The organism is Massilia glaciei (assembly GCF_003011895.2).
Taxonomy (GTDB): Bacteria; Pseudomonadota; Gammaproteobacteria; order Burkholderiales; family Burkholderiaceae_D; genus Telluria_A; species Telluria_A glaciei.
In genome coordinates, this window is sequence record NZ_PXWF02000070.1 from 1 (window position 1) to 12,491 (window position 12,491).

Sequence of the window (12,491 nt, forward strand, 5' to 3'; positions counted from 1 at the left end):
CGCCGCGCTCCCCGCCCTGCGGCGCGCGCGCCGCGGCGGCGCCGGGTGCGGGCGCGGGCGTGGATTTGGTCGAAAATTGCGCTGGCAAAAGCGGGTTCAGAAGCTTGTTACGGTGTTCAGACATTGTTTTTTACTGGTTTTTAGTGCGCAAGTCGCGCAGCGAATTATAATGCGCCAAATGGAAAACCCTACCCAATTCGTCCAGTGGCTGCGCTCGGTCGCGCCCTACATCCACGCCTTCCGTGGCAAGACCTTCGTGGTCGCCTTTCCGGGTGAACTCGTCACGGCCGGCGCCCTGCCCGTGCTGGCCCAGGATCTGTCGCTGCTCGTCGCGCTCGGCATCCGGGTCGTCATCGTGCACGGCTCGCGCCCGCAGGTGGCCGAACAGCTCGCGCTGCGCAATGTCGAGGGCCGCTTCCACAACGGCGTGCGGATCACCGACACCGCCGCGCTCGAATGCGCGAAGGAGGCCGCCGGCGAATTGCGCCTCGACATCGAGGCCGCCTTCAGCCAGGGCTTGCCGAACACGCCGATGGCGCACGCGGCGATCCGCATCATCTCGGGCAACTTCGTGACCGCGCGCCCGCTCGGCGTGATCGACGGCGTCGACCTCGAACTGACCGGCGTGACGCGCAAGATCGCGGCCGAAACGATCCACCCGATCCTCGCCACCGACAGCCTGGTGCTGCTCTCGCCGCTGGGCTTTTCGCCGACCGGCGAGGTGTTCAACCTGACCATGGAGGACGTGGCCGTGTCGACCGCGGTCGCGCTGCACGCCGACAAGCTCGTCTTCATCAGCGAGACCCCGATGATGGTCGACGCGGCCGGCGAGGAGATCCGCGAACTGTCCTCGCACCAGGCCGAGGCGGTGCTGCAGGCGGACTTTCTGACGCCCGACGCCGCCTTTTACCTCAGGCATGCGATCAAGGCCTGCACCAGCGGCGTGCCGCGCGCCCACATCGTGCCGTTCGAGATGGACGGCTCGGCCCTGCTCGAGCTGTTCACCCACGACGGCGTGGGCACCATGATCAGCCACGAAAACCTCGAGAGCCTGCGCCAGGCCACGATCGAGGACGTCGGCGGCATCATCAAGCTGATCGAGCCGCTCGAGGCCGACGGCACGCTGGTCAAGCGCGGGCGCGAGCTGATCGAGCGCGAGATCGACAATTTCTCGGTCATCGAGCACGACGGGGTGATCTTCGGCTGCGCCGCGCTGTACCCGTTCCCGGGCTCCAAAATGGCCGAGTTCGCCTGCCTGACGGTCAACCCCGACGTCCAGGCCCAGGGCGACGGCGAGCGCATCCTCAAACACATGGAGAACCGGGCGCGCGCGGCCGGCTTCAACAAACTGTTCGTATTGACCACGCGCACGGCGCATTGGTTCCAGAAGCGCGGCTTCAAGCCGGCCACCGTGGACGCGCTGCCGAAGGACCGCCAGCACATGTACAACTGGCAGCGCAAATCACAGGTCTTGATTAAGACTCTATAATCACGGCTTTGGCTTATATTCAAGCACAGCACAATCACCGCACAATCACCGCACATTCACCGCATATTCACCGCGCACTCACCGCCCTAGGAGCACAGATGGCCCGCACAATTTTTTGCAGTAAACTGAACAAGGAAGCCGAAGGACTCGACTTCCCGCCGTATCCGGGCGAGCTGGGCAAAAAGATTTACGAGACCGTCTCGAAAGAGGCGTGGGCCGCCTGGCTCAAGCACCAGACCATGCTGGTCAACGAGAACCGGCTCAATTTGGCCGACCTGCGCGCGCGCAAATACCTCGCCGCGCAGATGGAAAAGCATTTCTTCGGTGATGGCGCCGACGCCGCGCTCGGTTACGTGCCGCCGGCCGACTGATCAGGCCGCAACAACGCCGCGCCCGCCACGCAGCGCCCGCCACGCCGCCCCCCCGCCGGGGCGGCGTTTTTCATGGTTGGCGCCGCGAACGCTCAATACTTCCTGGCCACGGCCTTGCATTGGCGCAGTTCGCAGCGCGCCATGAAGGCCTGGCCGTTGTCGCAGGCCATGCGGTAGATCTCGACCGGACCTGGTTCGGTCAGCAGCGAGGCGCCGACGCCGCCGCGGCACCCAGCCCCCTTGGCCAGGTTTTCGACGGTCACCGTCGACACGCCCGGACGGAAACCGACGCGCTCGATCGGCGCGCCGTCCACATCGACGAGCTGGGCCGGCGCCGCGCGCACCGGCGCCGGGGCGCTGCTGCGCTGGACCGTGTTCGTGCGGCAGGCGCCCAGCGCCAAGACGGCCAACAACATCACTAAAACATGTTTCATGGTTTTCCCGGGATTGAAGCAAACATTAATTCAACAGTGAAACACGCATTGACACAGAAGCATTGACACATAAGCATTGACACAGAAGCCAACCCAAACATTGGCAGGAAACCAGCGTTCAGAACGTCAAGGTCTTGACGCCTTCGCTCGTTCCCAGCAAACACACGTCGGCGCCGCGCCGGGCGAACAGGCCGACCGCGATGACGCCGACGATCTGGTCGATCTCGCGCTCGAGTCCGGCAGGGTCGGTGATGCGCAGGCCGCCCACGTCGAGGATCTGGCCGCCGTTGTCGGTGATGAAGACCTCGTCGCTGCCGGCCTTGAGGCGCAGGCGCGGCTCGCCTCCGAGCGCGCGCAATTGGCGCGCGACGGCCGCGCGCGCCATCGGCAGCACCTCGACCGGCAGCGGGAAATTGCCCATCGTCTCGACCAGCTTGGAGCCGTCGGCGATGCAGACGAACTTGCCCGAGACCGAGGCGACGATTTTTTCGCGCGTGAGGGCCGCGCCGCCGCCCTTGATCATGGCGCCGCCAGGGGTGATCTCGTCGGCGCCGTCGACGTAGACGGCGATCGCGTCCACGTCGTTGAGGTCGAACACGGCGATGCCGTGCGCGCGCAGGCGCGCCGCGGTCGCCTCGGACGAGGCCACCGCGCCCTTGACGCGGTGCTTGACGAGCGCGAGCTCGTCGATGAAAAAGTTGGCGGTCGAGCCGGTGCCGACGCCGATGATCTCGCCGTCAACCACGTAGGCGATGGCGGCGCGCGCGACTTCTTGCTTCAGTTCGTCTTGGGTCATGATGCTGAGGAGAATTAAACAATGACGACATTTTAACGGATCGTCCGCAAGGCGCGCGCATTCCTGCGACTATTTCGTTTGCGCCAGCGCAAAATGGCCATTTCCTTGTACAAATGCGGTGCCAATTGGCAAAAAAACCAATCAATCTATGCGAAAATGGGCCTCGCTAAAGAACACCCGGGAACAGCTTGATGAACGAAACAACAACCGTCCTGATCGTCGACGACAGCCGCGTGTCGCGCCTGATGGTGCGCCAGTTCGTATTGAGCAAGGCGCCGGACTGGCACATCATCGAGGCGGCCACCGGCGAGGAGGCGATCGGCGCGGTGGCGAACCTGGCGCCGGCGCTGCCGCGCCTGATCCTGATCGACCTGAACATGCCCGGCATGGGCGGCATGGCGGCGGCCGAACAGCTGCGCCGGAGCTGCCCCGGCACCCACATCTCGCTGCTCACGGCCAATGTGCAAAACGCCACCCGCCAGCGCGCCAACGAGGCCGGCATCGGATTCATGGAGAAACCGATCACCGAGGCCCGCATCCACCAGTTGATCGCCGTACTGGCCTGACCGGCCAGCATTCCAAGCCCACCATGTTCAATCTCAGCGAACTGCAGCACGACGCCCTGGTAGAAATCTTCAACATCGGGGTCGGCCACGCGGCCCGCGCGATGAGCGAGATCGTCAACGAGGAAGTGACGATGTCGGTGCCCTCGATCACCTTCCTCAACCGGGCCGAGGCCGCCGCCATGCTCGGCAACAAGGACAGCGCGCGCGTGTGCGGCGTGAGCCAGCACTACGAGGGCGCGTTCGCGACCGAGGCGATCTTGATGTTCCCCGAGGACAAAAGCCTCGACATCGTGCGCCTCATGGTCGGCGAGGCGGTGCCGTTCAAGGAGCTCACCGAGATGGAGCAGGAGGCGATGAGCGAGATCGGCAACATCATCCTCAACGCCTGCGTCGGCACGCTGGCCAACATCTTCAACCAGGAACTGCGCGGCTCGCTGCCGCAGTACCACGTCGGCACCAGCGAGCAGATCCTGGGCGCCTCGGGCGGCCACGCCGAGTCGGTGGTGCTGATGCTGCACATCGATTTCATCCTCGAAAAGCACCAGATCCACGGCTATGTCGCGTTCATCCTCGACCTGACCGCCCTGCACGACCTGCAGGCCCAGGTCGACCGCTACCTCGCCAACGCGATGGGCCGCGCCTGACATGGCGGACTTGGCCGAAAACCGGCTGAGCATGCTCGAAAGCGTGCTCGACGCGATGAGCCTGGGCGCCATCGTGCTCGACGGGCAACGCCGCGTGGTGCTGTGGAACCGCTGGATGGCCCAGTATTCGGGCATCGGCGCGCCCGCCGCGCACGGCCGCGCGCTGTTCGAATTGCTGCCCGAACTGGCCGGCAAGCGGCTCGAGGGCGCGGTCGACCAGGCGCTGCGCGACAATTTTCCGGCGGTGCTGTCGCAGACGCTGCACAAGGCGCCCTTCCCCCTGTTCCTGCACGCGGGGGCGCGCGCCGCCGGCGAGCGCATGCAGCAGGCGATCGCCGTCACCCCGCTCGCCATCGGCGGCCAGGCGCGCCATTGCCTGATCCAGGTCAGCGACGTCAGCGTCGCCGTCGCGCGCGAACACCTGCTGCGCGAGCAGGCGCTCGAGCTGCGCTCGCAAACCTTCTCGGACGGCCTGACGGGGATCGCCAACCGGCGCCATTTCGACGTCGCGATCGAAAAGGAGATGCGCCGCTCCAAGCGCGCCGGCACCCCGCTGTCGCTGCTGATGATCGACATCGATTGCTTCAAGGCCTACAACGACCACTACGGCCACCAGCAGGGCGACGACTGCCTGGTCAAGGTCGCGGCCGCGCTCGCGGCCATGCTGCAGCGCCCGCTCGACCTGATCGCGCGCTACGGCGGCGAGGAGTTCGTCGTGGTGCTGCCCGAGATGGACGCGGCCGGGAGCGTGACGATGGCCGAGGCGATGCGCCTGTGCATCACCGAACTGGCGATCCCGCACCACAACGCGGGCGCGGCGCGGCACGTGACGGTCAGCGTCGGCGTGGCCACCCAGTCCCCGGACAACCCGGTCGAGCATCCGGCCGAGCTGATCGGCGCGGCCGACCGCGCGCTGTACACGGCCAAGCGCGACGGGCGCGACCGCGTGGTGATGCACGCGCCCGAATAAATCCGCGATTCCCTGGCTAGGGCACCACCGAGACGCTGCGCTTGAGGCAGCGCAGCACGAAGGTCGAGCGGCTGTGGCGCAAGCCCGGCAGCGTGTACAGCTTGCGGCGCAGGAACTGTTCGTAGCCCTCCGTGCCCGCCACCGCCACCTTGATCAGGTAATCGTACTCGCCCGTGAGCAGGTAGGCCTCGAGCACCTCGGGCATCTGCGCGAGCGCCTGGCCGAAGCGCTCGAAGGTGTCGTCGTCGTGGCGCTCGAGCGTGACCTCGATCATCACCGTGTCGGGCAGGCCCAGCAGCTTTTGGTTGAGCAGCACGGTGTAGCCCTCGATCACGCCGGCCTGCTCCATGTTGCGCATCCGGGTCCAGCACGGCGAGGCCGACAGGCCGACCTTGTCGGCCAGGTGGGTGTTGGAGATGCGGCCGTCGACGCGCAGCTCGCGCAAGATCCTTCGGTCGATCTCGTCAATTTCAGCAGCAAAATCCATGATTTACCCGTCGGCAGAAGAATTTCCGCGATATTATCATCAAAGCAGAATAATTTCCTTTCTTTCCCGGCAAGCGGAAAAACGTCGAAAGCCTATTCTGCGGGCCAACCGATATAGTTGCTGCATGAACCCAGCAGACCACCCCAGCCAACTTGACGTCCGTTTTTCAGTCCCCGCCGAGCATGCCTTCAACGCGCTCGAGACGGTGCTGGCGATCGCGCGACGCGGCGCCCTGTCGCTGTTCAGTCTGGAGCTCGGGCCGGCGGGGACAAAGGGCGATCACGTGGTGCGGCTCGCGCTGCGCGCGGACGAAGCCGATCCGCTCGCGCTGTTTATGCTGCGTTTGCAAAACGTGATCGACATCGACAATGTCAGCGCGCAAGAACTGCCGGAGCGGCGCGCGGCTTGACAAGCAAACACCGCGGGGAGCGCGGGGCATGCCGCTGCAAGTGCGCCTAGCAAACGTGCTCGTTTGACGTCGCGTTTTGTCTCGTCCTGTCGAAACGCGCCTTGCATATTTCAGCTTGGAAAAAGCGGAGACAAAACGAGACAGAACGCGCACCGACAAGGCGCCGAACGAGTACGAATGCCAGAGGGGGCCGGCCAAGCCCACCCGATGCAGGCCGCCGGGAATTTTACGCCGGGATTTTTACGCCGGGAATCACGCCGGGAATCACGCCGGGAACCACGCCGGGAACCACGCCGGGAATAACGCCGGAAATTTTACGCCGAGAACCACGCCGGCAATAACGACGAGAAACGCGCGCCGCGCCGCCCGCAACAATTGCGGCGCGGCGCCGCGCGCTACTCGTAGCGCAGCGCGTCGATCGGGTCGAGCTTGGCCGCCTTGGCCGCCGGAATGACGCCGAACACAATCCCGACCCCGCCCGAAAACAGCAGCGACAGCGCGACCGCCCACCACGGCACGAACGCGTCCGGGAAGTTCGGGATCAGGGACGCGATGCCGATGCCGAGCCCGTAGCCGATGGCCAGCCCGATCAGGCCGCCGAGCACCGACAGCAGCACCGCCTCGATCAGGAACTGCAGCATGATGTCGCGGCTGCGCGCCCCGATCGCCTTGCAGATGCCGATCTCGCGCGTGCGCTCGGTCACCGACACGAGCATGATGTTCATGATCCCGATGCCGCCGACCAGCAAGGCGATGCCGACGATGCCGCCCATCACCAGCGTGACCATGGTCGTGATCTCGGCGAAACTCTTGGCCAGCTGGTCCGAACCGGTGATCTCGAAGTCGTTCTTCTCGTCCTCCTTGAGCCGGTGCGCCTTGCGCAGGGCCGTCTCGAGCTGGCGCTTGACCTCGTCGGGCTCGACCGTGCCGTCGAGGCTGACATTGAGCGTGATGCGCGGCTCGCGGTTGTTGCCGATGATGCTGCGCCCCGTCTTGTAGGGGATGATCACGGTGTCGTCCTGCGACATGCCGAACACCTCGCCGCGCTTCTCCATGACGCCGACGATCTTGAACCACTCGTTCGAGAACTGGACGAACTGGCCGATCGGATTGCCCACCATGTGCAGATCCTCGACCACCTTCTCGCCGACCACCATCACGCGGCGCGCGTTCTGCTCGTCCGAATCGGTGATGAAGCGGCCCGCGCGCGCGTAGCGCCCGTGCACGTCCTGGAAGCTCGGCGTGGTCGCGAGCACGCGCGCGAACGAACTGCGCTCGGCCAGGCGCAGCGTGGTGCCCTCGGGCGAGAACACCGGGCACAGGTCGCCCAGGCCGTCCACGTGCAGGCGCAATTGCTCGATGTCGTCGAAGCGGATGTAGTTGACCTTGCCGCGCATGACCTCCTTGAAGTCGTTCTTGGCGCGGATCGTGAGCGCGTTGCTGCCCAGGCCGGCGAACTGGTCGCTGATGCTCTTGGACATGCACTGGATCAGCGACACCACCGTGATGACCGAGGCCACGCCGATGATGATCCCGAGCGAGGTCAGGAAGCTGCGCAGCCGGTTCGCGCGGATCGACGCGAGCGCCGAGCGCACGCTTTCAATGAAGACGTACATGCATCCCTTTCAGTGCGCGCCCGGCGCGCGCTTGTCGTTGCGCACGTCGCTGATGACCTTGCCGTCCTGCAGCCGCACCACGCGTTGGCAGCGCGCCGCGATCTCGGGCTCGTGCGTGACCATGACGACCGTCTGCCCGCCCGCGTGCAACTCCTCGATCAGGGCCAGGATGTCGCGGCTGGTGGCCGAGTCGAGGTTGCCGGTCGGCTCGTCGGCGAGCAGGATCGAGGGCGTGCCCACCAGCGCGCGCGCGATCGCCACGCGCTGGCGCTGTCCGCCCGACAATTCGTTGGGCCGGTGGTGGATCCGCTCGCCCAGGCCCACGTGCACCAGCGCGGCGGTGGCTAGCCGGGTCCGCTCGCCCGGGCCGATGCCGCGGTAGATCAGCGGCTGCGCCACGTTGGCCAGCGCGCTGGCGCGCGGCAGCAGGTGGAAGCTCTGGAAGATGAAGCCGATCTCGGCGTTGCGCACCAGCGCCAGCTCGTCGCCGTTCATGCTGGCCACGTCGCGTCCGTTGAGCACGTAGCTGCCCGCGCTCGGCCGGTCGAGGCAGCCGACGATGTTCATCATGGTCGACTTGCCCGAACCGGAGGCGCCGATGAAGGCGACGTACTCGTTGCGTTCGATGTGCAGGTCCACGCCCTGCAGCGCGCGCACCGTCTGCTCGCCCATCTGGTAATGTTTTTCGATGCCGGTCAGGCGGATCACGGCTGCGCCTTGCCCTTGCCGGCGGCCGGGCCGGCGGGGCCGCCCGGTTTGAGTTCGGTGACGGCCTCGCCATCGCGCAATTGGCGCAGGGTGCGCCCCGGACCGATCGCCAGCGTCTCGCCCACCTTGACGCCGCTGAGCACTTCCTGGTTGGTGTCGTCGGCCAGGCCGAGCACGACGGCGCGCTTGCTGATCTTGCCGTCGACCACGGCGTACACATAGCTGCCCGCCTTCCTGCGCGCGCCGCCGTCCTGCCCGCCCCCGTCCTTGCCGTCCTCGTCCTTGCCGTCCTCGTCCTTGCCGTCCCCGTCCTTGTCGCCGCGCACTTTCTCGCTGAGCACCGCCTGCAGCGGCACGACCGGGCGCGGCTGGCCGCCGCCGACGACGATCTCGACCCGGCACGTCATGCCGGTGCGCAGCGCCAGCGTGTTCGGCTCGAGCCGCACCTTGACCACATAGCTGCGGCCCTGCGAGGCGCCGGGCGCGCCCGGCTTGGGCGTCATCGACACGCTCTCGACCTTGCCGGCGATCGGACGCTCGGCGAACGCCGACGGGAACACGCGCGCGGACTGGCCGGCGGCGACCCCGCCGATGTCGGCCTCGTCGACGTTGACCTCGGCCATGATGGAGCCGATGTCGGCGATCGTCATCAGGCTCGAGCCGGCCATGCCGGTGGCGCTGGCGACGGCGGTCTCGCCGATCTTGATCTGGACCGCGGTCGCGGTGCCGCCGATCGGGGCCCGCACCTCGGTCTTGGCGAGCCGCTCCTTGGCCAGCGACAACTGGGCCGAGGCCTGCTGCAGCGACTGGCGCGTGGCGCGCACCTCGACCAGCGCCAGCGCGACCTGGTGCCTGGCGTCGTCGTTGCTGCTCGCGCCGATGAACTTGGCCTGGGCCAGCTTCTCGTTGCGCGCCAGGTTGCGCCGCTGGTTGGCCAGGTTCAGCTCGGCCCGCTCGATCGCGATCTCGTAGCTGCGCCGGTTGGCCTCCTGTTGCGACACCTCGGCCCGGTACAGGGTCGGGTCGAGCCGCAGCAGCACCTGGCACTTGACGATCTTGTCGCCCTCGACCACCAGCACCTCGGCCACCTTGCCGATCACCTCGCTCGAGAGCTGGACCTCCTGCCGGAACACGAGGTTGCCCGAGGCAAGGATGGTCGGCTCGATGCGCTGTAGCGCGACCTTGCCGAACTCGGCCTGCTGTTGCGCTTTCGGGCTGCCAAGCTTGAGCGCGACGGGCACGGCGATGATGGCGAGCACGACAGCGGCGCCAATGATTTTACGGTTCATCTCGAAACACTCCGGTGGAAACGACGCCCGGCGCCGGGGCCGATGCAAGCGCCGCGCGGGGAAAGATGGCGCTCCCGGCCGCCCGCACGGCGCGGGGCGCAAGCAAACGCAGAGTCTACTTGAAAACATTTATCATTGGCAAATCATTAATGTCCGCCCGCGCCGTGCGGCGGGCGGCCTGGCGCTTGGCCAGCCTAGGAGCCTGTCGGACTTAGGATCGTCGGCTGCAAAAAGTGCTGGACGGTCCATATTTCGCCGATTTCTCGGCCAATAGCTCGCTATTGGCACTGCGAAATCGTCAAAATCTGTCCTCGCCCGGCACTTTTTTCGCTTCGACTCCCTACGTCCGACAGGCTCCTAGGCCGGCGTGGCCAGCGCGGCGACGAAATAGCGCACCTCGCCCTGCCCGAATTCGTTGAGCAAGTGCAGGCCGCCCTCGTGCATGGTGCCAAGCAGTTCCTCGGGCTCGAGCCAGGCGCGGCTGCGGCTGCCCATCGAGCGCACGGTGTCGCCGCCGGCCGCGATCGACTCGCGGTAGAAATTGAAGACGACGCGTTTTTGCTCCGGCATGAATTGCTGGCCAACGATCGCGAAATCGCGCCCGTCGCCGCCCCCGCAGTGCCAGACGTCGTGCCAGTTCTTGTGCTTGCTCGACAGGCCGGCGCTCAGGTCCATGATGTCGAAGATGAACTTGCCGTCGGGCAGCAGGTGCGCGCCGATCCGGCGCAGCATGGCCAGGCGCTGGGCCTCGTCGCGCGTCAGGTTCAGGCTGGTGCCGCCGAGCACGATCAAATCGTATTGCAGCCCGAGCGAAAAAGCGTCCGTCTGGCCCCGGTGCAGTTGCAGGCGCTCGCGCACCGGCGCGGCCTCCTTGGCCACATTGGCGCGCGCCAGCGCGAGCCATACGTCGGAGCCGACCAGCACGTCGACCTTGGCCCCGACGCGCGCGAGCGCGATGCCGATGCGCCCGGCGCCACAGCTCAGGTCGAGCACGCGCGACGGGCCGCGCGGCAGCAGCCGTTCGTACACCGGGATGTCGGCGAGGTAGTGGCCCATGTAGTGCTGCCAGAAATCGGCGAACGCGGCATCGTCCCGCCCGCCCGGGGCCTCGCCCAGCGCGAGCCTGGACAACTTGGCGAAGATGCCATGGAAGCTGTGCGCCTGCCCGCCACCCGGCAAGTCGCCGTGGTGGGTGTCCGCCCCGCCCGCGGCCGGGGTCGTCAATCGGCCCAATCGGCCCATTTTGCTCAAAATCGTCGGTCCTTCCTGGCTTGCGTGCACCGGTCCAGGCCGGCCGCTCACACTTTATTCAATTGGCGATCAGATCCGGGCCCGCCGCGCGGGCCCCCGATGGCTCAGGCATAAAATTAACACACAGAAACACCTGAAAATATATTCAAATGTCACGTCATATCTCTGATTATCCGTCCACATTGCTTTAAGGGCAAGTTTTTTTATTGCCGATGAGAACCAAGGGCGCGCCACGGGCTCGAGGGCAGGCCCAAGCGGCTGGCGGGGTCGGCCAAGAACCCTCCCAGCACCGCCTCGAACAGCGCCAGGCTGGACGCCGGCTGCGGCTGGCGCATGCCGGCCGGCGAACCCAGAAACCTGAGCACGTAGTAATTGGCCAGCAAGTCCTCCTGCGCCTCCATGTTGAAGTCGGCCAGCGTCTTGCCGGGCGCGAGCGTGTAACGGTAGGACAGGCCGATCCGGATGGCGCCGCGGCGGCGCACCGGATTCCCCCGGTGGCATATGCATTAAGCCCCCCTGTGGACAAATGGCCATTTTTATTTTTTCAGAGTCGTCCTGGCAAAGTCGTTTCCTTGTTCAGCTTCAGTTCGTCCAACAGCTTAGCCTTGTAATCGAGTAGTTCCTCGGGCGGCACATCAAACCTTGCAAGCCACAGCGCAGCAGCATCACCACGGATGCGCGCTTCGCCATACTTAGAACCCCCGTGCAAATCAAACATCTCCTTGCACCGTACTTCCTTCAGCAGCATGTTAGGGAGCACGTAGCTTGCTGGGGGATCGTATTCAACCGGCGCTGCATCGGCCCACGGGCCTGCTTGAATGACTACACCAGCGCTGTATGGGTATAAGGCGAACCAGCTCATAGGTAGCTCAGACCGCACCACCGACATACCTCCCACCTTCTCCAACAACTCGTTGTTTATTGCAGTGAGCCATGAGACGGTCTTTATCTGGTCTTTTTTCAGAACGCTCGAAGCGCTGACCGGATTGCCAATGTCATAGCCTTGGTATTTCTCAGAGATGAGGGCTTCAGCGGGTTCGTTGTCAGATGCTCGTACTAGCGATAGCACCAGTCCATGACCGCCGTAGCCATGCACCGCCTTCAGCAAGTCAGCGAACTTGACAAACATCGCCTGAAACGCCAGTGGATGTTCTTCCGCATACACATGGGGTATGGAAAAGCGAACGACGGACAGGCCCCGCGTGCCCATCTTTGCCTGCCACTCACGAATACCTGAAACCTGGAACTCCCATTGCCCCGCATCGTAAGATTGCTTTCCACTGATATAGCCAAATGATACAAGATGATCCTTGTCTAGCCGCCTGTAGGATACCGGCTGCTCATGCGTTAGATTCCTGAAGGTCAAATGCTAGCGCCTCGTTGGCGTCACGCTCGACCCACTGAGTGTATCCCCCGCTGTCTGTCTGCCCGGTAAGGTATTGGCCGTCCGTTGATCGTACG

Annotated in this window: 15 protein-coding genes; 6 read left to right on the forward strand and 9 right to left on the reverse strand. The window is 65.3% G+C overall.

Annotation, left to right across the window (positions count from 1 at the left end):
- Positions 1–178: 178 nt before the first annotated feature.
- Positions 179–1,489, forward strand: a complete 1,311-nt coding sequence (argA, locus tag C7C56_RS05205; protein ID WP_106756418.1) for an amino-acid N-acetyltransferase — start codon at positions 179–181, stop codon at positions 1,487–1,489.
- Positions 1,490–1,587: 98 nt separating this feature from the next.
- On the forward strand, positions 1,588–1,860 hold the full coding sequence (locus C7C56_RS05210) for an oxidative damage protection protein (protein ID WP_106756419.1): 273 nt from the start codon (positions 1,588–1,590) through the stop codon (positions 1,858–1,860).
- Positions 1,861–1,952: 92 nt separating this feature from the next.
- On the opposite strand, the gene C7C56_RS05215 is transcribed toward C7C56_RS05210, so the two are convergent.
- Both C7C56_RS05215 and rpiA read right to left on the reverse strand, forming a co-directional pair.
- On the reverse strand, positions 1,953–2,294 hold the full coding sequence (locus C7C56_RS05215) for a hypothetical protein (protein ID WP_106756420.1): 342 nt from the start codon (positions 2,292–2,294) through the stop codon (positions 1,953–1,955).
- A 118-nt stretch (positions 2,295–2,412) separates the two neighbouring features.
- Positions 2,413–3,090: a ribose-5-phosphate isomerase RpiA gene (gene rpiA, locus C7C56_RS05220; RefSeq protein ID WP_106756421.1), complete on the reverse strand. Its 678-nt coding sequence runs from the start codon at positions 3,088–3,090 to the stop codon at positions 2,413–2,415.
- Between the two features lie 191 nt (positions 3,091–3,281).
- On the opposite strand from rpiA, the gene C7C56_RS05225 reads away from it, so the two are divergent.
- From C7C56_RS05225 to C7C56_RS05235, 3 genes are read left to right on the forward strand one after another with little or no spacing between them, the layout of a single operon-like run.
- A complete protein-coding gene (locus tag C7C56_RS05225; RefSeq protein WP_106756422.1) occupies positions 3,282–3,656 on the forward strand; it encodes a response regulator in 375 nt (124 codons plus the stop codon).
- Between the two features lie 23 nt (positions 3,657–3,679).
- Positions 3,680–4,300: a chemotaxis protein CheC gene (locus C7C56_RS05230; RefSeq protein ID WP_106756423.1), complete on the forward strand. Its 621-nt coding sequence runs from the start codon at positions 3,680–3,682 to the stop codon at positions 4,298–4,300.
- Between the two features lies 1 nt (position 4,301).
- Entirely contained in the window at positions 4,302–5,270 is a 969-nt protein-coding gene (locus C7C56_RS05235) for a GGDEF domain-containing protein (RefSeq protein WP_229458147.1), read from the forward strand.
- 16 nt (positions 5,271–5,286) lie between these two features.
- Here the strand turns inward: C7C56_RS05235 and C7C56_RS05240 are convergent, their stop codons facing one another.
- On the reverse strand, positions 5,287–5,757 hold the full coding sequence (locus C7C56_RS05240) for an Lrp/AsnC family transcriptional regulator (protein WP_106756424.1): 471 nt from the start codon (positions 5,755–5,757) through the stop codon (positions 5,287–5,289).
- Between the two features lie 124 nt (positions 5,758–5,881).
- Between C7C56_RS05240 and C7C56_RS05245 the strand changes: the two genes are divergently transcribed.
- On the forward strand, positions 5,882–6,166 hold the full coding sequence (locus C7C56_RS05245) for a hypothetical protein (RefSeq protein WP_106756425.1): 285 nt from the start codon (positions 5,882–5,884) through the stop codon (positions 6,164–6,166).
- A gap of 395 nt (positions 6,167–6,561) precedes the next feature.
- Here C7C56_RS05245 and C7C56_RS05250 read toward each other — a convergent pair whose 3' ends face one another.
- The 6 genes from C7C56_RS05250 to C7C56_RS05275 form a co-directional block, all read right to left on the reverse strand.
- Positions 6,562–7,782 (reverse strand): ABC transporter permease, encoded by a 1,221-nt coding sequence (locus C7C56_RS05250; protein ID WP_106756426.1) that lies wholly within the window; start codon positions 7,780–7,782, stop codon positions 6,562–6,564.
- A 9-nt stretch (positions 7,783–7,791) separates the two neighbouring features.
- Positions 7,792–8,490 (reverse strand): ABC transporter ATP-binding protein, encoded by a 699-nt coding sequence (locus C7C56_RS05255; RefSeq protein WP_181373027.1) that lies wholly within the window; start codon positions 8,488–8,490, stop codon positions 7,792–7,794.
- Positions 8,487–9,779, reverse strand: a complete 1,293-nt coding sequence (locus C7C56_RS05260; protein WP_181373028.1) for an efflux RND transporter periplasmic adaptor subunit — start codon at positions 9,777–9,779, stop codon at positions 8,487–8,489. The genes C7C56_RS05255 and C7C56_RS05260 overlap by 4 nt, the downstream gene beginning before the upstream one ends.
- Before the next feature lie 357 nt (positions 9,780–10,136).
- Positions 10,137–11,003, reverse strand: coding sequence for a class I SAM-dependent methyltransferase (locus C7C56_RS05265; protein WP_181373029.1), 867 nt, complete (start codon positions 11,001–11,003; stop codon positions 10,137–10,139).
- 230 nt (positions 11,004–11,233) lie between these two features.
- Positions 11,234–11,512: a hypothetical protein gene (locus tag C7C56_RS05270; protein ID WP_106756429.1), complete on the reverse strand. Its 279-nt coding sequence runs from the start codon at positions 11,510–11,512 to the stop codon at positions 11,234–11,236.
- A gap of 62 nt (positions 11,513–11,574) precedes the next feature.
- Positions 11,575–12,396 carry a type VI immunity family protein gene (locus C7C56_RS05275; RefSeq protein WP_106756430.1) on the reverse strand — a complete coding sequence of 274 codons (822 nt, stop codon included), beginning with the start codon at positions 12,394–12,396 and terminating at the stop codon, positions 11,575–11,577.
- Positions 12,397–12,491: the final 95 nt, after the last annotated feature.